Below are 23,695 nucleotides of genomic sequence, written 5' to 3'. Positions count from 1 at the left end.
CGCGTCACTCTCCGTCGTCGATGGCGGAGTTCCCGCCGCCGATGTAGTTGGCGATGTTGATGCCCTGGACGAGCTGCGACAGGGCCCAGGCCATGGTTTCGGTGCCCTGGTGCTTGACCGATCCGGGGCTCACGCCGAGAGCGAAGGCCCCCTTGGCGGGCTTGCCGTCGGCCGTGTGCGGCAGGATGTCGAGCGGCGAGGGCCCGGGGGAGGCGTAGGTGACGCAGTCGGTCAGGATCGCCAGCGGGTAGAGGCCGGTGAGCTCGGCCGTCTTCATCAGCTTGCGGTGCATGTTGACACGGGCCCGGGAGAGCACGGCGGCGCGGATGTCGGGGCGCCACAGTGCCCTCTTCAGCGCCGGCCAGGGCTCCCCGTCGATGTACGAGTCGCCCTGCGGGCGTTCCTGGAGCTTGCCGATGCCCGACTTGGCCGTGGCCTTGATCGCCGCCAGCAGCGCGACGGCGCCCGGATCGCCCTGCTTGTGCCGGGCCATCTCCTTCAGGAACGCGCGCTCGTCGAGTTCTTCGCCCTTGGCGGGGATGTGCACGCCGAGGTCGGCCATCGTGGCCAGGTAGGCGTCGCGCAGCCTCGCGTACCAGGGTGTGAGGTACAGGCCGTTGTCCGGCCGGAGCCAGGCCTTCGTCGGCTGGATGCTCGCGCCGAGCTCCACGGCGTAGGAGAGCGTCGGGGTCGCGTACCAGGCCGGGCCGGTGGGCCGTTGCCCGCTGGGGGTGAACGGGTTGGGCATGCGGGGGTCGATCTCGATGTGGGACAGGTCGACCCACCACGAGCCGGGGGTGTCGGTGCGCTTGTCGAAGCGCGGGTGCTCGACGAACTCGGCGGGCCCGAGGCCGACGCGCGTGTTGTTGGCGGCGGCCAGGAACGCGGTGATCAGGTCCAGGCCCACCACCATGGGCTGGGCGCGTTCCTCGGGGGTGATCAGCTCGTAGGGGCGCACCCACTGGCACGCCTCTTCGTTGAGGGCCTCCGACTGGGGCCGGCCGTCGGGGAAGAGCTCGTGGATCAGGGGGTGTTCGTCCAGTGCCTCCGGCGGAGCGGGATCGACCGGGCCCTGCAGTGAGCCGGCGACGGGCGCGGAGCGCCAGGTGCCGGTCTCCGCGTCCTTCTCCGCGCGGGTCTTGGGTCGGACCGACGCCATCAGCTCATGGCTGTTGACGCCCGTGGTCCCGCGGGGGGTGATGACGCGCTCGGCGTACAGGCCGAGCCGCCGTGCGATCTCGGGGGCGGGCTGGTCCACGGTGTCGCCCCACACCCGCTTCTCCAGCGCGTCCCAGGGCAGGACGGCGAGCTGGACCGAGCGGCGCCCGTGCTGGACCCGCTGGAAGACGCGCGGCCACGGTCCGAAGCCGCGGTAGGGCAGCTCCCAGCCGGCCTTGGTGATCTGCTTGACCACCTTGTGCTTGGCGTCGAGTCGCAGGTCAGCGCGGTCTTCGAGGGCCGGGGGCAGCCCGAGGTATTCGGCCGCGCCGGCGGTCAGGACGACCAGGGGGTCGCCGTCGAATCCGTGGTGGTGGAGCTTCGCACTGCCGAGGTGGGTCTTGTCGAGCGTCCAGGTGGCCAGTGCCGGGATGGACCTGGCCGGGCAGTCCAGGACGCGTCCGTCGGCCAGGTGCGCGACCAGGTGTCCGTCGGAGATCTCCAGGACCGCCAGCGGACCGTCGGAAAAAGCCCCGGCGGCGGGGCGCGGCCGGGCCCGGCGGACCGTGGCCGGTACCGGCTGAACCGCGGCGCGCGCAGAGGGCCCTGCGAGAACAGGGACGGGAGGCGTGGGGGCGGTGACGGATTCGGACGCGTCCGGCTCAGTGGACGCCGGCGCGGTCAGCTCGGCCGGGGGGAGGGCAGACGGCAGGGCTGTGGCCCAGCACGGCGGAGCGACGGCGGCAGAGGCGGCGGTGTAGAGGTGGCGGGGCTCGCCGCCCACCAGGATGCTGGTGGGCCGTCCGCAGCGCACGCAGTTGCGCATCTCTCCGTCCGGAAGGTCACGGACGGTGTCGGGATCGTCGAACGGGACCGGCCCGGTGGGGACGGTGGGCGCGGCTCCCAGCTCGGGTACCTCCATCTCCACTACGTCGCCCGGAAGTTCCATCGGAAGCATCTGAGCCACGGGAGGCGCGGTCGACGCAGGGGCGCGCGCCGCCGGGGCGGAGGGGGGCTCAGCCCCGGCTCCGGTGTCCGGCAGCGTCTCGGCTGCGGGGGCCTCGGGCACCGTGGTGGCGGATCCGGTGTCATCGAGCTCACGGCGCATTCGGTCCAGCAGCCGGGCGTACGCCTGCCCTTTGGCCCCCCGAGGAGTGGAACCGCCGGGCTTCTCCCATGCCCAGATCGTCTCCCGCTTGACCCCGAGGTAGTCGGCGAGCTGCCGCTTGCTCCAGCCCCAGGCCTCTCGCAGCCGTTCGCGCTCCGCCGGCGACGGCATAGGCGGGACGGGTCCCAGGCTCAGCGCCAGAGTGAGCGCGTCCCCCTCGGTGCTGCCCAGATCAGCCATGCCACCCTCCTCCTGAAACAGACATAATTCTAACTCAATCCCAACATCCGAGAACGCCTCTTACGATGCTGCCGAAATCGGATGCCGGACGGCGCCGAAGACTTCAGTACGGCAGGGAAGAATTCAGTAGGTTCTTCAGTAGCTCGCACAACGGTCCAGTCGAGGGAGAAGGCGCGATCTCTGCGGAACAGCAGCCGGAGCAATCAGCGAGCCTGGAGCGGGTGGACCGCTCCCTCGGGAAGGGTGGCGTTGCCAAGTCTGTGCTGAGTCTCGAACCGCTCGGCAGTCAGCTCACAGGGCGTGCGGCTCGGCGGGCCCGGCAACGGACGGCCCGGAGGAACTAGCGTCATGACCTACGCAGACGGCCCCCTGCCGCAATGGATCACGGTCGGCGGCTACGGCAGCGATACGTACGAGGCGGAGGACCCGCACGGCGTCGTCTGGCGGCTCTGGCTGGTCGAGCAGACCGCCGACGGCGATCCCCTGCCGCCTGGCTACCGGCTCGCGCCCCGAGACGACCTGGCCAACCCCACATTCGTCACCAACGAGCACGGGCTGTACCGCGCGATGGATGTGGCGGGGGTGCAGATCGCGCTCGATGCTGTCCGGGCTGATCCGGACAGCACCGCGCGTCAACTTGGGCTCGGTGGCGGGTAACCCATCGATAACGCCTTGACCTGCAGATTCTCTGCTTCGGCCGGCCCGTTTCGGGCCGGCCGTCAATGGTCCTGCCAGTCGGCGCGCACCTCGTCCCAGACATGGGTGGTCCACCACAGCCGCGTCGGGTTCATGCGCCAGTACTTCCGGGCGATCCATCGGTAGCGGCCAGGGCGGAGCCGTCCGAGCGGCGCCGGGAGGGAGATCCGGGTCATCTGCGCGAGCGGACGCTCGCGGTACTCGTGGATCGCGTTCGAAGCGTCCAGCTCGGCGTCGCCGGTCGGGTAGCGGGGGGCGGCGGGGATGCCGTGGCGGGTGCAGAAGGCCGTCCACGTGGAGAGCAGGGCTTCGTCGTAGGTCTCGGGGCTGCCGTGGTGTGTGAAGCGGAAGCGGGGCACGGAGTGTTCCTCGTTTCGTGGTCCGGTCGTCGTGGCGGGAGTGAGCTGCGCGCGGTGCGGCGGGGCCGGTGTTGGCCGGCACCGCGCGACCGGGGGTAGGGGGCTCGGGCTCGTGACCTCGACGGTCAGTCGCTCTCGGCGTCCTGGGCCTGAGTGCGGCGGGTGGTCTCGCAGAACGAGGGCTCGCACGGGACGCCGCGCACCCGGTACCTGTTCCAGAGGACTTTGTGGTCGCACAGGTTGCGCTTGGTCTCGCTGTGGATGCAGCGTTCGGCGATGTGCAAGTGGGTCATGGGCCCCTCATTTCGATACCCGGGCCCGGCCGGTGCAACGGCCGGGCCCGACTGGGTCAGTACTGGAGGCGGGTGCCGTCGAAGGAGGCGCCGGGCGGGAGGGCGGCTCCGGGCAGGAGGCTGGTGATGACCCGGTGAGCTGCGCCGGGGACGTCGGCGAGGCGGACCGACGGGTGCAGCGGCTTGGCGGACATCCGGGTGTCGTCGGTGGTCATGCCGATCAGCCGCTGCTGGGGCAGGTGTACGAGGAGCGCGTCGTCCACGGTGTACCCCAGGGCGCGGTAGTAGTCGTCCAACTCGGGTGCGTGATTGAGGGTCATCAAGCCGTACCCCGCCTGCGCGAACCGCCGTTCCGCCCGCTGGATCAGTGCCCGGCCGATGCCCCGGCGACGGTGGTCGGGGTGGACGGCCACGGCGTGGATCATGCCCAGGCGCGAGACCATCCGGTCGGCCAGAGCCAGGGTGTCGATGCCGGGATGCTCCAGGAGCCACCGGGGGACCCCGCCGAGCAGGGCGCCCACGACTGCGCCGGTGCCGTCCTCGGCGAGCAGGCACAGGTCCCGGTAGTGGGAGAGCGGCCGTTCGGGGCCCCGGGCCAGGATGTCCCGCGCGAGACCGAAGGGATCGGGGTCGTGGGGGTCTGCGTGAGCGATCAGCTCCATGAAGGCGGCGATGTCTGCATGACCCGCGACGCGGATCGTGAACGGGACGGTATCCGGTACGGACTGGGCCGAGGGAAGCGAAGAGGACATGGCGGAGGACTCCCGGAAGCGGTTGGCGGTGGTCAGCGGCGGGTGAAGGGGTCTACGCGGCGGAGCACGCTGGTGAGTGTGTGGTCGTAGGAGGTGCCCATCGGGTCGCGGGTGGTGCGGCGCTGCGGGTCGTAGCCGTACGCCTTGGCCTTGGCCCCGAAGGTCCGGGCGAGGAAGACCGCCGTCTCCAGCAACTCCACTTCGCCGGGCATGTCCTTCCATGCCAGTTCGGTGTGCAGTACGGCCCACCGGCGGTGGTCGGCGTACGGGTACTCGCCCCGGTGCATCCGGCGCGGGACGAAGCCCCATTTCTCCTCGAACGCTTCCCAGTAGTCATCGACAGCTGCGGAAGGGTGCCCCGCATACGGCTCGCGGTGGATGACCGCCTCGGGCTCGTCGAGCAGCCAGGTGACGCGGTGCGGCTTGTCCCACATGGCCCCGCTGTCCATGAAGGGGCCGTCACTCGGTGCGGTCGCCGTCCAGACCTCCGGTTCGGTCCACGGGCCGCCGTCGGCGGCGGGCCGTTCCTTGGGACCGACCCCCGCGACGGCCACGGTCGAGGTTCCGTCGGAGTTGTCCCGGCGCCATGCGTACTCGCCCGCCGTGGCGTAGAAGTCGGGCCCGGGGCTCCACTGCGGAGCATCGGGGAACGCGGTCTCGGGAAACGACAGGACGACCGCGACCTGGCCGCGGCTGTTCTGGCGGCGGGGGTTCCAGGACTCGTTGATGGCGGCCTCTATGTGGCGGCGCAGGCTTCGCTTCACGTCTTCAAGCTCCCAACAGGGTGAAAGGGGCGGCACGGGGACCGGCGTGCCGTCGGATGCCGGCCAACGGGCGGCGGTGACGACCGCCGTGATCCTTGGCGACATCCACAGACTATACAGATTCATAGATTTAAGCAATATCTCAAGGGGCGCCCGGCCTCCTTGACGTGACAATGCCCACTCTCTTAGACTTAAGCAGTCAGGCCTGGCGTGGCTACATCTGCCCTTTGCGGGGGTCCGTGAGCCAGCCGAAGCGGCTGCGCCGTTCGCGTTCGTACGCCCTCGTCGGGGCACTCCCGGCCGCCCGTTCCCACCATGAAGGACACCACCATGTCGATCCCGTTCACCTGGGACCAGGAACAGAATGCCGTCCAGCTCATGGAACCGTCCGGCGCCCCCGCCGGACGGCTGCGTTGGCAAATCACAGACCGCGAGCGCACTTTCGTCGTTCACGGCTCGCACCGCTTCCCCGAGCACCCGATGTACGACGTCTACGAGACCACCGACGGTACGCCGCCCACCCCGGCAAGCCGCCTGACGCAGCTCCACTCGCTGACGAGGGCACGCCTGCTGATCGCCAGACTCGCCCGCCCGGCCTTCACGACCAACTGGACAGCCTGGCAGACGGCGCTGGTGATCGGCGAGGGCATCAACCTGGCCACCGCCCCGGTCCACGAACACGGCACCTGGAACTTCACCTTCAACTTCGCGCTCAACACCGAACGAGAGGGCTACCAGTACCCGGCCGACGGAACGCTGCTGCCCGCCGCCTTCCAGGCCGCCGCCGCCTTCTTCGACGACAACGAGGTCACCAACCCGGACGCCAACGAGGACGGAATCCTCGGCGTCGTCCTCGCCGCCTACGCCCGCATCTGACGAGCCCCACCACCACTGGAGGATTGCTGTGACGACCCACTGGCGGCGGATGGACCCCACCGCCATGACCGGTTCACTGCTCACCTGGCCCACCCACCTCGACAGCTATGGCGGCTGCGGCACCAGCGTCTACGCCCTGTGGCCCGAAACCCATGACGAGCCCATGGTGGTGTGCTCCCCCGGACTGCTCCTGCACGCCCTCCACGCCGAAGAGGCAATCGGCGACCTCGCCCCGTGGCGCACCGCCTTCCCCGACTTCGACGACCACGACAACGAGCTCTCACAGCGGTCCACGGGACTCCTGGGCGCGCTGCTACTGGGTACCACCGGCGCCAGTTGGGCGCTGCGCGAACCCGGAACGGAACCCGGCACCCCAATCTCGGAGTGTTTCGCCGGCTTCTGGACCGCAGGGCGGGACGACCTCACCACCCTCGGACGCCTGGCCCTGGACGCCGTCAGCCTGTCCTACGGCCGACCGCCGGTCCTCCTGACCGTCCAGGACACCTGAGCCCACCTTCACCAAACCCGATCACCGGAGCCAGACATGCCCCATCCCCCCGCCTTCCCCTCCCACACCCCCGACTGCGTCGAACTCGTCGGCATCAGCGCCGACTTCACCCCGATCGAAGTGGAGGGCCTGGTGCGCACCGCCGTCGACGCCCTGTACGGCAACTGGGCCGACCTCTCCGAGCGGCAACATGAGCTCGCCGAGCGGGCCCGCGTCCTGATCGCGGCCGAAGGCGAGGACGATGACGAACCGGACCAGCGCGACGACACCGACTCTGTCGTCGGCGAGCAGGTCTCCGCCTACGCCCGGATGCTCGCCGCGCGTGAACGACTGAACGAGGAGTCGGCCGCCGCGGAGTCGGCGTTCACCGCGCTGCTGCGCCGACTGTTCCCCGAAGCCGCCCACATGGTCCTGGCCATCACCGAGGATTCGGTCGCCCTCAGGCGCGCCATCTCCGCCGATGGGAGCACACTGCGGACCTTCTACGACGTCGGCCAGCTCCCCGCCGTGCCCGAAGACGTCGCCCGCGCCTGGCTGCCCCACGACCTCACGAACGAGACCGCGCTCGACCACATCGTCCAGGAACTACACGAGGCCGGAGTCGTCTTCGGCTCCCTTCCCGAAGAACTCCGCGACCTGGACGAAGACGACCGATACGCATACCTGCCCTACATCGACCTGGGAGAGCCCCGATGACGACCACACCGCACCCGCAGCACAGCCAGACCGAGGCCCCCGAAGAGACCGGGGAGCAGGTACTCGCCGCCGCCCTTCGCGCCGCGGTCGACGCCGGTGCCGTCGGCATCGACCTGTTCTCCGACGGATTCGAAATCTGCGGCCCGGACGACATCTCGCTCTATCGCAGCGCCCACACGTTCACAGCCCACACCCCAGCCGCTCTCGCCGGCTACCTGGGCGTCCCCGAACACGCTGTTCAGGACGCCCGCCGGTAGCAGCCCGTCCGGCAGGCGCGGCCCTCACCGGGCGGCCCCACGTGCTGCCGCGCTTGCCCCCGTCCTTGTCCTCCGGCTCGGGGCCGCGCAGGGGATCCGGCCGCGCCCCTACGGCGTAGGCCGGATCCCGCCGTGGGGGCCTTCTCGATCGTGTAGCGGGGCCCTTGCCGGAACGGGAACAATGACGGCATGCGCCCTGCCCTTCCCGATCTGCTGCGCGGTGTCGCCGCCGTCCTGGACAGCGCCGGCCCACTGGAGCCCCTGCAGCTCACGCTCGCCGGCCGGGACGCTCAGGTCACCTTCGCCGAGGGCGTAGCGATGGCCGAGCAGCGCGGCAGCGTAGACCGGCTCGCCGCCGCGACGGGCGCCGCGCCGGTCTTCTCCGCCCTGGGCGCCGACTCCTACACCTACACCCTGACCGCGGATCTGCCCGGGGGTCTCGTGCTCGTCGCCGGCACCCACCCCACGCTCAACAACCGCACCCCGGCCGACCGGGCCACCTCCACGCGGGCCACCTCCGAACTCCTGGGTGGTCTCCTGCCGTGGGCCAGCGCCCTGTCCGACCTGCCGGTGGTCCTGAGCGGACTCGAGGTCCGCGACGACTTCCGGCGCATGCACGTGCAGCTGCTCGTCGACAGCGCCGGCGACCCGACGGCCGCGCTCGAGATGGCGTCCACCGGCGTGCACGCCCTGCGCACCCGCCCCGGCGTCCCCTTCGGGATCGACGGCCTCGGGCGTCTTCCTTCAGGCCACCCGGTGTTGATCAGCGTGATGTGACCGGCCCCCGCTGGGACATCGCTCCGTACGATCAGGTGCGGTCGGGGGTGCTCACGTCGCGGTGGTCGTCTCTCGGCGGTGGCGTCCCGGCGACTGCTCGCCGGGCAGCACGCTCACCGCTTCGCGGGGAGGGCCAGACGGTGGTGTGCTTCGAGCTGCGCGGCGGCCTGCCGGGGGATGGTCACGACTCCGTCGAGGAGGGCGCGCGCCTTGACGTAGGCGGCCTGGCGCTCGTGGGCACCGCTGCTCCCGTCCAGTGCTAGTTCGAGGAGCGCGCGAGCCCTGGCGATGGCGGTCTGTTCCGACTTGGGCAGGTAGCGGCTGCCTGACTTGCGGGCGTGCTCGTCGGCGGCCTGCCACGCGGTTTTCAAGGAGCTCACAGTCTGCCGGTAGGTATCGAGGTCAGTACCCCGTCGTGCGTCGGCTGCGGCGTCCATGGCGTGCAGAAACGCGACAGTTAGGGAGTCGGTGACATCGGCGAGAGCCGGCCGGTCCAGGAATTGAAGGACATCGGAGGCGTACGTCCCGTATGCCTCGCGGACCGCGTTGTGATCGGCCTCGATTGCCTGGCGCCGATCGAGGTCGGCGGCAGCTTGTCGACGGCTGTCCGCCCTGCGCCGACGCCGGATGACCACGAATCGAGCCACCGTGCCCACGACGCCGGCCGTGCCGGCCAGGCCGAGAGCCACCCAAAGCATCCAGAACGGGAACCCGTCGGCATCTCCGTCACCGGCGGTGCCGCCCCCGGAACGGACCGGTGCATCCGTGACAGCCGCCACCAGGTCTGGGCCCGCGTACATGGCGGCCGACGCGGCGAAGGCGAACACCAGCAGCGTGATCGCGCGGCCGAACTCCCGGCGTGCCCAGGCGATGAACGCGGAGACGAGCAGCGTGCCAAGCCCGGCCATCCCGGCGAGCCGCGCCAGGTCGCTCATCATGTCCCCCATCCGGGCAGCCTATCCAACGTGAACACGCGTTCCAGGTCCGGTGCCGGGGCTGGTCTCCCGGCCCGGCGGTCGGTGGGCTGTCGTGAAGGCGGTATTTACGCAGGCCGAGGCGCGGATGCCTCGGGCGGCATACGCGCGGTGTCGTGCGGGGGGCGGCGGTCGCGGAGCTGGGAGAGCTGGGCGTTGACCGCGGTGGTGATGTCCACGCCGAAGCCGTGGAGGACGTACCGGTTGAAGGCGAACTTGTAGTTGGTCGCCCCTCCCCGGCCGACGTCGGTGGCGCTGTATCGGGCGGTGTCGGCCCGGCTGAGGGCGCGGGCGACCTCGGCCAGCCCGGAGGCGCCGATGAGCACCAAGACGACGATGTCCGCGTCGAAGATCACCGGGCGGGACGGGCCACCGCGGGCGGAAGCGTCGAACAGGTAGTCCGGGAGCTGGTGCTCCCGGCGGTGGCGGAAGACAACCGCCACCGTGAAGCGCTCCGTTGTGGAAGGCAGCTGGAGGTCCGGGAACGCGGCGGTGGCCTGGTCCCGGTCCAGCAGCATCCGGATGCCGCTGCGCGGCAGGCCCATCAGCGTGCGGACGGCGACCAGGCCGACCGGGCGCAGCCGGCGGCCATGCGGGTCGGGCAGGCACAGCAGTTCGCTGAGCAGGGGGTAGTGGTGCATGGCCCACGCCGCAGGGCTGCTCAGGCCGCTGGACGGCTGGAGAGCGTGGCAGTCCTGGAGGAGTCTTTGGTGGGTGAGACCGGCCTGGTGGGCGATGGTCTTCAGAAGTCTGGTGTCGGACGGCATGACGGCCTCTCGTCCCGTACAGGGTGAGCATCCCGGCCTGTGCTCGCCCGTACGAGGGGCGTCAGGGTCTGATGGTGGTGGAGACCGAGACGCTCATGGAACCCGTTTCTGCCCACCGCCCGGCCGGGGCACCGGCGGCTGTTGGCACGGCCACGCGGAGTTGGCCGACGGGCATCACCCGCGGTTCCACGATACCGCGCGCCGAGCAGAGCGGAGGTGCAGTGCGGGGAAGCGCCGTGGCGGGAAGTGAGTCCGCCAGATGGCGAGCAGGCCTGTAACTGGTTCCGCGATCTCGTGGGCGGGATTGTGGGTGCGCGGTTCACGCGCGGGGCGCGCGGCTTGTCCAGGCCATGGCGCAGCCCCGGTGCCACGGCGGGGGCCGGTCTCACCGGGGCGCGGGAGTTGGGGGCGGACTACGCGGCCGGGGTGGCTCGCCCGACTCCCCCACGGCGGCCCATACGGTGGGCTATCCGGTAGGTGTCTGGCATGTCGAGCTGCCCGCCGGTGCGGCGGCTCATCACTCCGGCGCTGATCAGCTCCTCCACCAGGTTCGGGTGGGTGCCGGTGTCACGTGGCCCGGTCCGTACGCCGTGGTTCTCGTTTTCGGCTTCCCGTGCGAACTCCTGGAGCCGGGCGGTCAGCCCGGATTTCGCCCACAGGGCAAGGACGTCGTCCTCCTCGATGGGGAGCGGATTGCCGGCCAGCGGTTCCAGGGCCAGCCGGACCCACGGCATCGCCCGGTCGAGTTCCTCGGCTCGCGCCCCGCAGCGCGCACCGTGGCGGAGGCCGTCGTGGTGCAGCGCACGGTCGTGGTCCGGGTAGCTCCCTGTGGTGTGAAGGAGTGCGCTGGCCAGGGCTGCGAGGAACGGGCGCGGAGTGACGATCCCGCGGGCGTCCTGGAGGTGGCACGACAGGTAGGTGTAGGTGTGGCCCCTGCGGGCGTTGCCGCCCATGAACCGGCCCGCCAGGGTAGTGAAGGCCCGCTCCTGGACCGCCGGATCGTTGCGCAGTTCGGCGGGAGCGAGGAAGCGTCCGTCCTCGGTCCGCTCCCAGGTCGGCCAGGCCTCGCGGAAGGCGGCGGCCTCGGCGCTGTCGCGGCTGCCGAGCAGCTGGAAGAACAGTCCGTACAGGTCGCTCCGCTCCAGGCGGCCGAGGTAGTCGCCCCTGCTCCAGGAGAGGTCGGCGGAGCGGGAGGTCAGGGTGCTGCGATCGACGCGGGGCACGCTCGACAGGGCTCCGTCCAGCATGTCCGGGCGGATGAAGACCTTCGCGCGGAGCCGGGTGGTCTGCCGGGACAGTGTGACGGCGAGGTTGAGCATGCCGGAGGCCAGGTGCTCGGCCCGTTCCCGGTTCGGGTGGAGCTCGTCCAGTGCGTCGAAGAGGACGAGCCGGGTGGTGTCGCCGGTGCGGGCGGCGGCTTCAAGCTCAGCCAGGGACCGCGCGGTCGCGCCCGGGTTGCGGATCAACCAGTCGACACGTTCGGTCCAGGTGGTCCGGCCGACGAGATCCGGGACCCCGAGGGCGGTCAGGGTGACGGCGCTCCACAGAGCGGTCGGATCGACACCCCACTCCGCGAAGGCGCGCAGCTCCCCGGCGGTCGGCTGGGCCGTGTCCGGCCGGACGCCGTAGCCGACGACGGCCTCGGTGCGCTCCAGCCTCGGCATCCGGTACTCGCGAGCGGCGATGGCCCGCATACGGGGATCGGTCAGGGCGCGGGCCCAGAAGGTCTTCCCCTCCCCCGTACCCCCGCGTACGACGGAGCTGTCCGCGTACAGGGCCGGACGGTGGGCACTGGGGGTGTACATCATCGCTGCGGGGAGGGTGAGGGCGTCGGTGTCCGTGATCGCGGACAGCGCGTCGTGCAGCATCGCTCGGTGCTCCGTGACGGAGAGAGTGCGAGACATCGGTCGTGTCCTTCCGTGGCTGCCGGACCAGCCTTGCCAGTCGGGCGCAGCATGGGGAGTTGAGGAGTGACGGGCAGCGCACTTCAACCATAATCATATTCCTAGATTTAAGCAATGGAGCACGCCTAGCCGACTGGAGCCCCGCCGTGCGCCTCCCCGCGATCGGCAGCCCGGCAGCGGCCGGCCGGCACGTCGGCTCACACGGGGAGGCGGGTCGTCGACGCCGCAAGACGCGCACCGGCCACGCACACGTACGCGCCAGCCCCCACCGGGATCTCAACCAACAGAGCCCTGAGGGGCGCCGAAAGCCCTGTTCATTGCTTAAGTCTATGAATTCATGTAGCTTTGAGCTCTGCCGGGAAGCGAAACGGAAAGCCGCCCCCGCGCAGCGGAACCCTCTGCCATGGCCACCGCGCCTTCCGGCCTGTCCACACTGGAGACCCCGTGCCCGAACTCGCCCGCCGTCCCGTGCCCGCAGCCCCGCGGGAGTCCACCCGATGGTGGCGCTGGAGCGCTCTCCATGCGCTGCCCAGCGCGGCCCTGGGCCTGGGCACCGCCTTGCTCTACCAGCCCCACACCGTGAGCGACCTCGTCCTGGCCGCGGCCACGTCCACCACGGCGGTCTGCGTGTTCACCGCAACCATGCCGCGCCGTCGCCGGGGTACGAAGTACACGCTGCGGCAGGCCGTCCTCACCGTCGCCGATGCCGACCCGGACCTCGAGGGCAACATGCCCAGCGCCGTATACGAGCTCCGGGTCTTCGGCGTCGGCATCCTGGTGCGGCTGCGCGCAGAGTGGGACGACCAGCATCTGGTGCCCTACGTGCACATCGAGCACGAGGCCGAGCGTCCCCGTCTGCTGCTCGTCGAGGTCGACAACCAGGGCGAGATCGAGCACCGTTGAACAGCGCGCAGCAACACGACATCCGGCCCGCCCTGGGGCTCCGGGAGACCGGAGCAGGGTCCTGCTGTGCACCGATAGGCACGCCCCGATTCCCAGCGGCGCCACCGGGACCGTCATCAAGTGGAATCCGAACCCGCAGTTGCGCCACCTCGGCGTCGCGTGGGACGCCCCGCACGCCTGCCAGCGGCTGATTCTCACTCTCACCGACGACGGCGACCGTATCGCCCGGATCTGACCGCCGCCCGGCACGCGCGGCCCCACGCGCGCCCCGGCACCGCCCGTCTCACCCGCCCGACCATCATCGATCTTCAGGGAGCTGCCTCGCCATGCCCACCACCACCTTCGCCCCTGGGGCCGCCGCCGAACTCCGGGCCGCGATCGACTTCGACTCCCAGTACGTCGTCCAGGTCCACACCCACGATTCCTGGACCCGGCCCGGAACCGTCGAGCACCAGGTCCTTCACGGGGTCGACGTCTGGCACGCCATCCGACGGGCCCCCCGCTACACCGCCGCCGCCCGGATCGGCGAACACGGCATCCTCACCCTCGAGAGCGCCACCGCCTGTATGCGGTTCATCCCCGAGCAGGTCTACGACGACTTGTTCTGCTCGACAGAGGATTGCGAGAACTCCACCGCCGAGGGCGAGGGCTGGGAAGGCCGATGCGGCAACTGCGCCGACCGGGCCTGTGCCGGCGAGAGCGCAGGTGAGGACGAAGCCGCGGACACCTCCGGCTCAGCAACCCGGCCGACAGGACAGCCCGCCACGGATTCGGCCCCACTCGCTACGCCGTACTCCGCCGCGGATCTGCGCTCCGCCGCCGCCACCGTCCATCAGATGCTGCTCCTTGCCCTGGACGCGGAGTCCGGCGTCGGGGAAGGCATCTGCGACCACACGATCCCCCACACCGACGGCACGGCCACACCCCGCACCTGGCAGTCCCTCGGCGACGAGAGAGCCAGTTCGGCCTACCGGGCCATCCGAGAACTCCTCGACAACGCCCCCGACCTCGCCCCCTGGGCCATCGCCATGGCGGACGAGCACCTCGTTCCCGACCCCGAGACCATCACCCGCCAGAAGGACGGCACCCCCGCGGTCCGCCTCCACCTCGCCTTCGCCGACCACGTCACCGCCGACCAGCGCGCCGCGACTCACACCGCGCTGCGCCGGGTCCTGCACACCGCCGTCTGACCCCTCGCCCACGCACACCGAAACTACACCGGAGCGCACCGTGACCACGTCCCCCAAGCCGCTGCCCGACCAGTGGACGATCCTCCTCCACCCCGTCCTCAACCTGACGATCCTGACCCTCCGGGACAGCGACAAGACCCAGCGCCAGATCGGCTTCTACTCCAGTACCCCGCCCGGCACGAGCGAGCGCACCGTCTCCGCACTGGAGGACATCGCCGACACCGAGCTCCGCGCCAGCGCACAGAAGCTGATCGACACCTTCTACGCCCGCACCGCGCAGGCACAGGCGAACTCCGACGCCTTCGGCGCTGCCGTACGCGACCTACAGAACCTCCTCGACCGGCTGCGCACCGAGATGCCCCGCAGCCTGGTCACCGTCGCCATCGACGACGAGGTGCTCACGATCGTCCTCAAGCTCGCCGCCGAAGGACAGGTCACCGCACTCCTGCACTCCCTGATCGCCCGCTGGCCCGGCTCCACCACGCCGGACGGCCCGGCCACCGGTGTCCTCCAAGAGCGGGACAGCGACGGCGGACTGACCGTTCTCCTCGACCAGGCCCGCGCCGAGCAGTTCCTCACCTGGTACCGCGACCAGTCCTGAACCACCCCGCCGGCCAGAGACGACCGGCCCGCCCCCGGCCCGTGCGCCGCGATTCACAGCGCACGGGCCTCAGCGCCCGCACCCCCGGGCCCGAACGAAAGAGAGCGCACCCATGGAGATGTGGGAGAAGCGAACTGTCCTTATGCCGAGCACACCCCTCAATCTGTGCGAGGACAAGATGGCGGACGCCATGGCCACCGCGCTGGCCGCCATCGAAGATCGCGAAGGAGAACGACGCGGGTGGGGCAAGCCCGCCCGGCTGTTCACCGTCCACCTGATGGACCTCGACACCCGGTCGATCGAACTGCGCCTGGTCCCGGCCCGGACGTGGGGCGCTCTGGTCCTTAACCCCGCCGACGCGCTCACCCATGTTGCCCGCCACCTGCCCGCCGTTCCTCCGGGCCTGGAGCGGCGTCCGTATGCCGACGCCCCCGTCGCCGGGGTCGCGATGATGTCCGAAGCCTGGGGCCGACCCGCAGACCGGGAACCGACCGAGGACGAACAGCACGCTAACGCGCAGGGCCTGCGAGTCAACCACCTCGCCCCGGACCGGATCGAGTCCCGCCTCGTCTACTGCGTGGACATCAACCAGGAAGAGTTCTACGTCTGCCGCCGCCGCGGTGAGGAGCCCCGGGTCCTCTCCACCGCTCAACGCGACCAGAGCACGGTCGGCCTCGGCCTCGTCCCCTCCGGCCTCGGCCGGATCGCCCACGCGCTCCGCGAAGGCCTGCCCGTCTTCAACTGAGCACCGGCATCCCCCGCTGCACGCCCCCGGTCGGGACCGATCCTCCCGGCCCGGGGGTGCAGCAGCGCGCGCAGGAACAGCGGCACACGTCTTCGGTCTTGTGAGCAGGTACGAACGGTGTCACCGCGCCGCATCTTCCAGTCCGCCGAGAACAGCGGCCAGTCGGCCTCGCGGCTCCGGCGCCGCGCGGACCAGCAAGTGGGCCAGGCCAAGGCCTGTCGTGAACGCGCCGCGGTGGTTACGCGCCCGCATCCAGCTCGCGACCGCGTTGGCCAGCGCCCTGCTGGTGTCAGCAGCAGGCGCGCCCTGCGCGTACCGGCCCGCGGCCGCCGAGCAGAGCAACCGGGCGGCAGCAGTCCAGTCCTGGGCGCGGAGGGCGAAGTGGCCTTGCAGCTCGACGGCCTGGACCACGTGCGGATGGTCGTTCCCGAGGTCCGCCTCAAGCTGGAGTGTCAGCCGCTCCGCGGCCACCAAGGCCCCGTGCCACTGGCCCGCCCGGTCCGCGGCCCGAACCACCCCCAGCAGGTCATGCCGGTCAGGCATCCCGTCCATCCAACGCGAATCCACCGGTTCAGCCGGCAGGCGCCGAGGGTGGCGAGCGGCGGGGGAAGCCGTTCCATCCGGCGTAAGCAGGTAGGCCTCCACCACGCCATCGGGCCGGGCCACGCTCACCCGGACCGGCCGGCCCAGGTGCACGGCCTGGCTCCGCGGTACGCGCCAGGCTGCCTCAATCCCGTCCAGACCCCCTGCGGTCTCCGAAGGCATGCCCTCGGTATGTGCACCGCCAGCCGGTAGAAGCAGGATGGTGAGGTGCGGATCGAGCGAACCTACGGCCTCCGTGGGGGACACGACGGACTCGGTCATCGGGAGATCACTCCTTGTGCGAGAGGTGCTATCCCGAATAGAGGTGCACAATTCCCCCGCCGTGTGACCTCAGGCCCGAGAGCACCTCTGGCGGACGCGGGTGCCGTGCGCGGTGATGGCCCGGGCGATGATCTTGACGTCCGCCGGGCTGATCAGGGAGTCGGCCAGCAGCGAGTGGAGGAGCACGACCTCGTCGGCGCCCGCGAGGGCTACGCCGAGCTCGTGGCCCATGGCGGCGGTCCGCGCCCACCGACGGCTCGACAACCACGACGACCCGCTCGCCGTCGCCGGTCAGGGTGCGGGCGGCCTTGATGTCGGCGCTGACGGCGGTCGGGCAGTGGGCGTAGGAGTCCCGCACCTGCACCCCGCCATCCCAGCCAGCCTCCGCTGGACTCCCTCGAAGGAGCTCAGCCCGCCGGCCAGGAGCACCGGGTCAACACCAAGGGCGGCCGCGTCCGTGAACGCGGCGACCGCGATTCATCGCGTTCTCGATGCCGGGAACGGGTACGCGCAGGGGCACCAGCTCGCCCGCCAGGACAGAGTGACGCGGGTGCTGGCACCCTCGATTAACAGGGCGACGACCCGCGCGTCCGCGCTCGCGCTCCGGCCGACGGTGATCGTGTGGACGCTCCTGGCGACGGCGGCCGCGACCTGACGGGCACCGTCGTCGTCGGCCGAGGCGAGCAGGATCCGGGCGGAGCGCGCGAGGTCGGCGAACACGCCGATGGCTTCGGCGCGGTCGGCGTAGGTCTCGGGGTGGTCCTCCTCCACATTCAGGACGACGCCGACGACCTCGGTCTGGTACTGGGCCAGGCAGTGGTCACTCTCATCGCCCTACACCGCTCGCGGGGTCCTCCCGGATTAACCGTCCCCGATGGTGATGTCGAGTTCGTTCACGAGGGCTTCGGCGAGGTGGGCCTGCTGGCCGAGGTCGATGCGGACCTTGGCGAGGTTGGCGACGCCGCGGATCTGCGAGAGGTCGTTCTCGCGTAGGTCTGTGTCCCGGTAGCGGCCGGCGCCGAACTCGGCGAGCCTGAACTGGCAGTCGGAGAACACGACCTCGGACAGGTCGCAGTCGGTGAACGTGGCCTCGGTAAGGACGCAGCCGATGAAGGCGACAGGGCCGGTGGCGCGGACTTTCTCGAAGGTGGCGTAGTCGAACTTGCAGCCCTCGAACAGGACGTCATCAAGGACCAGGCCGTCCAGGGCGGCCCCCATCAGCTTGGTGTCGCGAACGTGGACTCGGGTCAGCTTGCTCTTGCTCCAGCGCGCCGAGCCGAAGTCGCTGCCGGTGATCTCCACACCGTGAAGGTTCACCGCCTCGAGCCCGGTCCGCTTGGCGTGGATGCCCGTGATCCGGCCGGTGATGAGCTGGGTGTCCGCGAGGTCGAGGGAGCGCAGGTCCGCGTCCCCGTACACGAAGTTCTGGACGGTGCCGCGGGCGCTGTCGAGGCTGTCGATCGTGCTCAGGTAGAGGCCGGGCCCGTCCAGCTCCGGCAGGGTGATCGTGGTGAGGCCGAAGGTGCGAGTAGCCACCATGCTCCTTGTCGTGGGGCCAGCACGTGCTGCCGGCGAGAACGAGCTCCCGAAGCCGACTACCTCTGCAAGTGGGTAAACCAGGTGGAGATCGAGGCCTTGTACCCGGCGGGCATGGGAAGCGCGCCGATCTCATCTCGGTGGAAAAGACCGACCTTCTTGTGTTCGTGGCTCAGGACGGGCGGATCGTCGGGGGTGAGGACAGTGCACCCGTAGGTGACGATCAGGACGCGCCGTCCGGGGAGCGGCTCGTAAATCCACGTCCCTCCCTCCAGCTGCGGGCCAGTTGTGACGATCCAGCCGGTCTCCTCGCGGAACTCTCGTTCCAGGGCCAGGGCGGGGCTCTCGTCGGCGGGATCGGATCCGCCGCCCGTCGGCCCGATCTCCAGGCGACCGCCGGGTAGTTCCCATTCCGCCCTCTCGTTGCAGAGGAGTAGCACCCGGTGCTCGGAGTCAAGGGCGACGCCCTTGACAGACACGGGCCACCGCGAGGACTTGTACATAGGACCCCAATCGAAGAGACGATCTATCCCTGCCGCTACCTGATGCCGAGGACACATGAGCGCTCTGCAGCCTCCGCCCTCCCCGAAAGACCGTTCGGACTTCAACTGCGGCAACGAGTACGAGTCCGGAGTCCATGCCTGCCGTCGTCGCAGCTGCAGGGCCCGTCGAGGCCCGCTACTGCGTCCCGGTCAAGGTGCCACTACGCCGGCGCCGCGGTGAGCGCGACGAGCTCGCGCACACCAGCGACACGAGGGTGTCGGGTGTGGAGTTCGGTGACGATCCGCCGGATCGGAGGCCGGTCGCGGACTTCCGAGCGGGCCACCCGGGCGGCCTTGAGGAGCTCGGCGGCGGCCTGCTCAGGATTGCCCCGTTGGAGCCAGGCGCGCCCGAGGTCAGTGTGCATTCTGCCCTTGCGCTCTGCGGTGGCGAACTGGCCCGGGTGCAGGGCGCGGCCGGCTTCGAGGGCCTTGCCGGCGTCGCCGAGGGCCCAATGCACTCCGACGGCGTACAAGTTGATGGCGGCCGGGGTGATGGGGAACAGGCGGCCGGGCGGGGGCTGGTCGGGGAGGTCGCGGGCGGCCCGAGCGGCTTCACGGATCATGGTCAGGGCCTGGTCGCGGTCGTCGGCAATGGCCGCGGTGTACGCGGTGGAGGCAAGCATCTGCGCGTACGCGGAGGCCTGCGCGTCCGTGGCCAGCCCGGTGGCCTCGATCCGGGCGACCGCCGCCTCCACGCGGCGTTGCGCGGCGCCTTCCTGGCCCTGGTGACGCAGGACTGCGGCGAGCTCGCGGGCGGCGGCCGCCGCCGCGAGGGGTGAGCCGGACACCTCCGCGTATGTCGCGGCCCGGTCCGCGGTCATCCGGCCCGGGCCGTACTCCCCCAGCTTGTTGAGGACTGTCGCGGCGAGGGTGTAGGCGGAGGAGAGGCGGGCGTAGTCGATGTCGCGGCGGGCGGCAGCCGCGTGGTGGGCGTCGCCGAGCAGGCCGGGGAGTTCCTGAAGGAGCCGGGTGTGATGTCCGGCGTCAAAGAGGGCGCGCGCGGCGGCGAGGCGGGCGTCCACGGGGACCGGGGATCCGCTGGGGTCGGGGGTGGCGGCCAGGGCCGCGTCCAGGCCACCGACGAGGCTGAGGGGGGCGGCGAGGCCGACGGCGGCGATGACGGTGCGGCGGCGCATCGGGTCCTCCTGAGCAGGCAGCGGATCAGCATTAACTCTAGGCCCCGGCTGCGCCCTTAACCCCAAGGCAGCCACCAGCAGATCGGCGGGAACACCCACTTCCCCGGCGGCGTGCCGGAGCAGGGCGAGATCGCTGAGGGTGCCGTGTTCGAGGCGGGAGACCGTGGACCCGGAGCAGCCCAGGCGGGCCCCAAGAGCGGTCCGGCCATTGAGCTCCGCATCGTCGTAGAAACCGATCCAGGACAGGCGGCGCGCGGCGGGATCTGCCTTGCGGAGGGAGGCACGGGCATGGTCGAGGGATCGGAGGGCGCCGGTGTACTCGCCGGCCTGCGCTTGGGTGCCCCGGCCAGTTCCTGATGTGCCTGGCCCAGGGCCGTGTGGGCTCAAGATGACACCCCACCCCGCCGCATTCGCCTCGTCGGGGGTCAGCCGACGGGTTGCCAATTCCATGGGCGTGCACCGTACCGGCCTCGAAGACACTCGATGCGGTGTCTGGCTTGAATTGCGGCGCTTTGGTCCTGGTCAGCTATCTGGAGGGCAAAGGTAGTCAACCTGAGCTCTCTGATTTCTCGTAGTACGGGGTACCCCTCCCAGGCTCGGACATCGTGCCCGTACGCCGTCGCGAAGTCCGCGTACGCCGCTTGGGACAGGCTTCCGAAGGTGTCGACCGCGATGGCCGTGGAGGTCAGGTCCCACTCCGGCGGACCGAGCGAGGTGCGCTCGAAGTCCAGGAGGACTGCACCTTCCCGGGTGACAGCGCAGTTCCCGCCCCAGGCATCTCCGTGGATGACACATCGCGGTAGACCAGCAGGGAGCTGGTCCCAACGTGCTCGGAGGTCGTCCAGCCTGTCGAGGAGGTAGGCCCGATCGTCGGCGCTTGGGGTCGCGGAGGCTTCCAATCGCTCGGAGATACGCACGAATGGGTCAAGCGTGCCGAGCTCGAGGTCTGGAATGGGAAGCTGATGCAGATCCCGGAGGAGCGGGGCGAGTTCAGCTTCGGTGCCAGGTCGGTGCGGGGGAAGCTCTTCCCAGAACGTAGCTGCGCGCCCCGCAGCGTAGACGGGTTGTTGAACAGGCAGGGAGCGCACCGCAGCGACGTTCTGCTGTTTCAGCCAGCGCGCGACGGCTACTTCGCGGACTGCTGCCATCTCCTGTCCCTTCCTCGCGATCCGCACGACCGCGATGTGTGGGAGCAGCCAGATGTCGTTCTCGGCCAGGCGGATTGGTGTGGCGTCCACGGATGAGAGGCCGGCTGCTGCGGTGATGTCGTGCAGCACGGCTCGGGATTGGGCGATGCGCTCGGCGGTGGGGGTCATTGCTTGACGGTAGCGGTGATGCGCTCGCGCAGGGCGATGACCTCGGGGTACCGCCGGTAGGGGTCGGAGGCCTGGCGGAGCGCCTGGACGTCGGCAATTGCCCGCTTCGACCTGAGGCGGCCGACTTCGTCGAGAGCCCGGTTACCCACGGCCACGGCTTGGGCGGGGTCGCCGGTGGCCATCATGAGGGTTGCGAGTTTGGTCCCCGATAGGGCCCTGGATCGTACGTAGCTGCTGGTGTGGCCGTGGATTGCTGTCTGGAGCCTGCCCTCTGCGCCAACCGCGGGGTGTCCCGATTGAAGGGCGATGTCGAACAGAGCGTGCCCCGTGTCGCCGTGGTGCTGCGCGGCGTCGTAGTACGCCATCCACGCCTCGTCTTGATCGTTAGTCGCAGACGCGAAGGCATCGTCCGACCGCCCGACCGCAGCGAGGCACTCCTGGCGGTCGCCCATGCGGGCCCATGCCCGAGCTCCAGCGTTGTGAAGCATGGCCTGTTCACGTGGGGTCAGTCGATCGCTCCGGATCAGGCCGTTCTGTGCGTGGGTCAGTCCCTCGTCTGGGGCGCCGATCCAGATGGCCTGTCGGGCCCTCCAGTTCAACGCCGCCGCGCGGAGGTGCCAGTTGCCCGCGTTCTCCGCACACCAGGTCCCGAGATCGAAGAGGTCTCGGGCCTCGTCGTGCCAGAAGGAGTCGAAGAGGCTGGCGCCCATAACGATGGCGAGTCTGCCCACGGCGGTGTGGAGCTCGGCGTGGAGGCGGGGCGGACACGGCAGTTGCAGGAGGCTACGCGCGCGTTCAAGCTGACCGCCAGCGACCTCCCGGACAATCCCCCCGCCGTACAGGTTGTCCCACTCTGCGAGGGTGCGGGACGCGGCATGGATCTGCTCGATGTCTTCTGGCCTGACTGCCGTGTGTCCCATCCCGTCGGCCGCTGCGGCCGGGGTGGTGAGGGCGGCAGGGCTGACCGCCGCGAGACCGGTGAGTGCCAGCAGATTTCGGCGGCGCACAGGCAGGCTCCGATCAAGGAGGCGTCTCCCTCCGGGCTCGAGGGTCCGCTCCGCGCACACCCTCCGCATAGCCTGGCAACCTCATCTCCGAGTGAAGGTGCTTCTCGGCCACCCCCGAAATGCTGCTCACAAGCGCCTGGCCAGGTGTCGACCTTCTCCAAGGCGGAGACCAAAGTGCACATGTCGTGAGGGCCCCATCCCGCGCCGTTCGGGAAGGGGCCCTCGTGGTGTTCCACTTGCGCGGTGGCCAGCGCCGCGGGCGGCTCCTACTGCTGAAGGTGGGTGGTGAACGCCGACCAAGCGGTCAAGGAGAACTGGACCTCTGGGTGCCCGGGATCGTTCTTGCGCTTCGAGTCGCGGATCTTCACCGTGCCCGGCAACGGGCACGCCTCGACGCACTCGCCGTTCGGATTCCCGCTGAAGGACGACTTGAAGTACTTGCCCAACGGGCGGACGGTGTTGCCGGTGGTGCTCATTGCGATCAGACCTCTCGTGAGAGTTTCTCTAGGAAGGCGGGGGTTTCGTACGGAGGAAGCGCTCCTCTGGCCAGCACTTCAAACCGGCGTTCGAACTGCTTGGTCGCCAGCTCCTTGGAGGAGACCCTGGTGGCCCCGTCCACGGTGCCACTCGCCACGGCGGGAGCAAGTCGCTGTTCCGGGGCGAATCCGATGATCCCGAAGTCCCCGCTGGTCGCCCGGTAGGTGGGTGCCCTCTTCGGAATGATCTGGATGGTCACGTTCGGAAGCTGGTCCAGCTCGGCGATCGCCTGAAGCTGGGCGCGCATGATCTCGCTGCTGCCGACTGTATTGCTCAGCGCAGCCTCATCCATGATGCAGTGGAACTCGAGCCCTTCGTCGGTGATCCGCCGCTGACGCTTCAGGCGTACGTCGACGGCCTGCTCCACGAAATGGTCCGTGGTGTCGTTCGCCACCTTCGCGGACATGATCAGCGCGTGTGCGTACTCCGGCGTCTGGACCAGGCCGTTGATGACGCCGTGGCACCACCATCTGAGCGCGTTGGCACCGGACTCCAGTGCAAGGAACAGGCTCATGCCTGACGGGAGGACCGAGATGCTCGTGGTCCACCAGTCGTCGCCCTTGGCCTGCCGATAGAAGTCCATCAGCATTTCACGGTCGGGCTTGCTCAGCTTGTACTCGCCCAGCAGCGCTGTCAGCTGCTCTATCCGGCGGAACCCCGTGGTTCCGCTCTCGACGTTGTGGATCGTGGACGTTGCGCAGCCGGCCGCCTTCGCGGCCTGCCCCTGGGTCAGCCCAGCTTGGTCCCGCAGGCGGATGAGCTCCTGGCCCAGCACGATACGGAGGAACGTAGCCCCCACGTTCGCCGCCACCCTGTCACCTCCCGTTCGGTTCGCCTCGACGCCGTGCCGGTTCGCTTCCGAGATACCCCGGTCCCTCTCGAAACTCCCCCGGTTCGTCTCGAACACTGCCCGGTACGCGCCGAGTTGGCCTCGGTGCGCCTCCGTCATATACCAATCCGCCTTCAAGATGCAATCGAGTACGGGACCAGATTGAAATTCAAGTAGAAACGGGAGGACTGTAGAGGCACGCCGCTCGACACTCGCCAGGAAGCCTCCTTCGAGGTCCGGAAGCCAAGCGGCACCCACCTTCTGCTGTCCGCGATCGGAGCACGTCATGACATCCATGACCGAGCACGTACGCACCATGGAACAGGCTCCGGGTGAGGCCCGGCCTATAGGAGCGCCGGG

General features: G+C 70.0%; 28 protein-coding genes. 10 read left to right on the top strand and 18 right to left on the bottom strand.

The window, feature by feature from the left end:
* Nucleotides 1-4 precede the first annotated feature (4 nt).
* Nucleotides 5-2,506 (bottom strand): telomere-associated protein Tap, encoded by a 2,502-nt coding sequence (gene tap / locus ACODT5_RS02860; protein ID WP_422517569.1) that lies wholly within the window; start codon nucleotides 2,504-2,506, stop codon nucleotides 5-7.
* A gap of 348 nt (nucleotides 2,507-2,854) precedes the next feature.
* Here tap and ACODT5_RS02855 point away from each other — a divergent pair, with 348 nt between their 5' ends.
* A complete protein-coding gene (locus tag ACODT5_RS02855; RefSeq protein ID WP_422517568.1) occupies nucleotides 2,855-3,163 on the top strand; it encodes a hypothetical protein in 309 nt (102 codons plus the stop codon).
* A 62-nt stretch (nucleotides 3,164-3,225) separates the two neighbouring features.
* Here the strand turns inward: ACODT5_RS02855 and ACODT5_RS02850 are convergent, their stop codons facing one another.
* The 4 genes from ACODT5_RS02850 to ACODT5_RS02835 all read right to left on the bottom strand — a co-directional run bounded on the left by ACODT5_RS02850 (nucleotide 3,226) and on the right by ACODT5_RS02835 (nucleotide 5,370).
* Nucleotides 3,226-3,561, bottom strand: coding sequence for a hypothetical protein (locus ACODT5_RS02850; protein WP_422517567.1), 336 nt, complete (start codon nucleotides 3,559-3,561; stop codon nucleotides 3,226-3,228).
* A 125-nt stretch (nucleotides 3,562-3,686) separates the two neighbouring features.
* Nucleotides 3,687-3,854: a hypothetical protein gene (locus ACODT5_RS02845; protein ID WP_422517566.1), complete on the bottom strand. Its 168-nt coding sequence runs from the start codon at nucleotides 3,852-3,854 to the stop codon at nucleotides 3,687-3,689.
* A 56-nt stretch (nucleotides 3,855-3,910) separates the two neighbouring features.
* A complete protein-coding gene (locus ACODT5_RS02840) occupies nucleotides 3,911-4,606 on the bottom strand; it encodes a GNAT family N-acetyltransferase (RefSeq protein WP_422517565.1) in 696 nt (231 codons plus the stop codon).
* 32 nt (nucleotides 4,607-4,638) lie between these two features.
* Nucleotides 4,639-5,370 carry a hypothetical protein gene (locus ACODT5_RS02835; protein ID WP_422517564.1) on the bottom strand — a complete coding sequence of 244 codons (732 nt, stop codon included), beginning with the start codon at nucleotides 5,368-5,370 and terminating at the stop codon, nucleotides 4,639-4,641.
* A 330-nt stretch (nucleotides 5,371-5,700) separates the two neighbouring features.
* Between ACODT5_RS02835 and ACODT5_RS02830 the strand changes: the two genes are divergently transcribed.
* The 5 genes from ACODT5_RS02830 (at nucleotide 5,701) to ACODT5_RS02810 (ending at nucleotide 8,484) form a co-directional block, all read left to right on the top strand.
* Nucleotides 5,701-6,246, top strand: a complete 546-nt coding sequence (locus ACODT5_RS02830) for a hypothetical protein (RefSeq protein ID WP_422517563.1) — start codon at nucleotides 5,701-5,703, stop codon at nucleotides 6,244-6,246.
* 28 nt (nucleotides 6,247-6,274) lie between these two features.
* Nucleotides 6,275-6,754, top strand: coding sequence for a hypothetical protein (locus tag ACODT5_RS02825; protein WP_422517562.1), 480 nt, complete (start codon nucleotides 6,275-6,277; stop codon nucleotides 6,752-6,754).
* Between the two features lie 36 nt (nucleotides 6,755-6,790).
* The gene (locus ACODT5_RS02820; RefSeq protein WP_422517561.1) at nucleotides 6,791-7,450 is read left to right on the top strand and encodes a hypothetical protein; all 660 of its coding nucleotides are present in this window, start codon (nucleotides 6,791-6,793) and stop codon (nucleotides 7,448-7,450) included.
* The gene (locus tag ACODT5_RS02815; RefSeq protein WP_422517560.1) at nucleotides 7,447-7,707 is read left to right on the top strand and encodes a hypothetical protein; all 261 of its coding nucleotides are present in this window, start codon (nucleotides 7,447-7,449) and stop codon (nucleotides 7,705-7,707) included. The genes ACODT5_RS02820 and ACODT5_RS02815 overlap by 4 nt, the downstream gene beginning before the upstream one ends.
* Before the next feature lie 189 nt (nucleotides 7,708-7,896).
* On the top strand, nucleotides 7,897-8,484 hold the full coding sequence (locus ACODT5_RS02810; protein WP_422517559.1) for a hypothetical protein: 588 nt from the start codon (nucleotides 7,897-7,899) through the stop codon (nucleotides 8,482-8,484).
* 113 nt (nucleotides 8,485-8,597) lie between these two features.
* On the opposite strand, the gene ACODT5_RS02805 is transcribed toward ACODT5_RS02810, so the two are convergent.
* From ACODT5_RS02805 to ACODT5_RS02795, 3 genes are all read right to left on the bottom strand, one after another.
* Nucleotides 8,598-9,431: a hypothetical protein gene (locus ACODT5_RS02805; RefSeq protein ID WP_422517558.1), complete on the bottom strand. Its 834-nt coding sequence runs from the start codon at nucleotides 9,429-9,431 to the stop codon at nucleotides 8,598-8,600.
* A 95-nt stretch (nucleotides 9,432-9,526) separates the two neighbouring features.
* On the bottom strand, nucleotides 9,527-10,225 hold the full coding sequence (locus ACODT5_RS02800) for a hypothetical protein (protein WP_422517557.1): 699 nt from the start codon (nucleotides 10,223-10,225) through the stop codon (nucleotides 9,527-9,529).
* 413 nt (nucleotides 10,226-10,638) lie between these two features.
* Nucleotides 10,639-12,129, bottom strand: a complete 1,491-nt coding sequence (locus tag ACODT5_RS02795; protein ID WP_422517556.1) for a hypothetical protein — start codon at nucleotides 12,127-12,129, stop codon at nucleotides 10,639-10,641.
* 444 nt (nucleotides 12,130-12,573) lie between these two features.
* Between ACODT5_RS02795 and ACODT5_RS02790 the strand changes: the two genes are divergently transcribed.
* The 4 genes from ACODT5_RS02790 to ACODT5_RS02775 all read left to right on the top strand — a co-directional run bounded on the left by ACODT5_RS02790 (nucleotide 12,574) and on the right by ACODT5_RS02775 (nucleotide 15,568).
* Nucleotides 12,574-13,032: a hypothetical protein gene (locus ACODT5_RS02790; RefSeq protein ID WP_422517555.1), complete on the top strand. Its 459-nt coding sequence runs from the start codon at nucleotides 12,574-12,576 to the stop codon at nucleotides 13,030-13,032.
* A 326-nt stretch (nucleotides 13,033-13,358) separates the two neighbouring features.
* A complete protein-coding gene (locus ACODT5_RS02785; RefSeq protein ID WP_422517554.1) occupies nucleotides 13,359-14,222 on the top strand; it encodes a hypothetical protein in 864 nt (287 codons plus the stop codon).
* A gap of 40 nt (nucleotides 14,223-14,262) precedes the next feature.
* Nucleotides 14,263-14,823: a hypothetical protein gene (locus tag ACODT5_RS02780; RefSeq protein ID WP_422517553.1), complete on the top strand. Its 561-nt coding sequence runs from the start codon at nucleotides 14,263-14,265 to the stop codon at nucleotides 14,821-14,823.
* Between the two features lie 142 nt (nucleotides 14,824-14,965).
* Entirely contained in the window at nucleotides 14,966-15,568 is a 603-nt protein-coding gene (locus ACODT5_RS02775) for a hypothetical protein (protein WP_422517552.1), read from the top strand.
* Nucleotides 15,569-15,688: 120 nt separating this feature from the next.
* On the opposite strand, the gene ACODT5_RS02770 is transcribed toward ACODT5_RS02775, so the two are convergent.
* The 10 genes from ACODT5_RS02770 to ACODT5_RS02725 form a co-directional block, all read right to left on the bottom strand.
* Entirely contained in the window at nucleotides 15,689-16,432 is a 744-nt protein-coding gene (locus ACODT5_RS02770; RefSeq protein ID WP_422517551.1) for a hypothetical protein, read from the bottom strand.
* A gap of 69 nt (nucleotides 16,433-16,501) precedes the next feature.
* A complete protein-coding gene (locus ACODT5_RS02765) occupies nucleotides 16,502-16,663 on the bottom strand; it encodes a hypothetical protein (RefSeq protein ID WP_422517550.1) in 162 nt (53 codons plus the stop codon).
* 246 nt (nucleotides 16,664-16,909) lie between these two features.
* Nucleotides 16,910-17,203: a hypothetical protein gene (locus ACODT5_RS02760; RefSeq protein ID WP_422517549.1), complete on the bottom strand. Its 294-nt coding sequence runs from the start codon at nucleotides 17,201-17,203 to the stop codon at nucleotides 16,910-16,912.
* Nucleotides 17,204-17,293: 90 nt separating this feature from the next.
* Complete coding sequence (locus ACODT5_RS02755; RefSeq protein WP_422517548.1) at nucleotides 17,294-17,971, bottom strand: pentapeptide repeat-containing protein; 678 nt, start codon at nucleotides 17,969-17,971, stop codon at nucleotides 17,294-17,296.
* Between the two features lie 56 nt (nucleotides 17,972-18,027).
* Entirely contained in the window at nucleotides 18,028-18,447 is a 420-nt protein-coding gene (locus ACODT5_RS02750; protein ID WP_422517547.1) for an NUDIX domain-containing protein, read from the bottom strand.
* Nucleotides 18,448-18,671: 224 nt separating this feature from the next.
* Complete coding sequence (locus tag ACODT5_RS02745) at nucleotides 18,672-19,646, bottom strand: transcriptional regulator (RefSeq protein WP_422517546.1); 975 nt, start codon at nucleotides 19,644-19,646, stop codon at nucleotides 18,672-18,674.
* 425 nt (nucleotides 19,647-20,071) lie between these two features.
* The gene (locus tag ACODT5_RS02740; RefSeq protein WP_422517545.1) at nucleotides 20,072-20,962 is read right to left on the bottom strand and encodes a phosphotransferase family protein; all 891 of its coding nucleotides are present in this window, start codon (nucleotides 20,960-20,962) and stop codon (nucleotides 20,072-20,074) included.
* A complete protein-coding gene (locus ACODT5_RS02735; protein WP_422517544.1) occupies nucleotides 20,959-21,969 on the bottom strand; it encodes an NsdA family TPR-like regulatory protein in 1,011 nt (336 codons plus the stop codon). Before ACODT5_RS02735 ends, ACODT5_RS02740 begins: the two co-directional genes overlap by 4 nt.
* 266 nt (nucleotides 21,970-22,235) lie before the next feature.
* Nucleotides 22,236-22,445 (bottom strand): DUF397 domain-containing protein, encoded by a 210-nt coding sequence (locus tag ACODT5_RS02730; protein WP_422517543.1) that lies wholly within the window; start codon nucleotides 22,443-22,445, stop codon nucleotides 22,236-22,238.
* Between the two features lie 5 nt (nucleotides 22,446-22,450).
* Nucleotides 22,451-23,632, bottom strand: a complete 1,182-nt coding sequence (locus ACODT5_RS02725) for a helix-turn-helix domain-containing protein (protein WP_422517542.1) — start codon at nucleotides 23,630-23,632, stop codon at nucleotides 22,451-22,453.
* Between the last annotated feature and the right edge of the window lie 63 nt (nucleotides 23,633-23,695).

The sequence above is a fragment of the Streptomyces tatrensis genome (genome assembly GCF_049310065.1).
In the GTDB taxonomy this organism is placed as follows: Bacteria; Actinomycetota; Actinomycetes; order Streptomycetales; family Streptomycetaceae; genus Streptomyces.
This window is presented reverse-complemented; position numbering and strand designations above follow the sequence as displayed.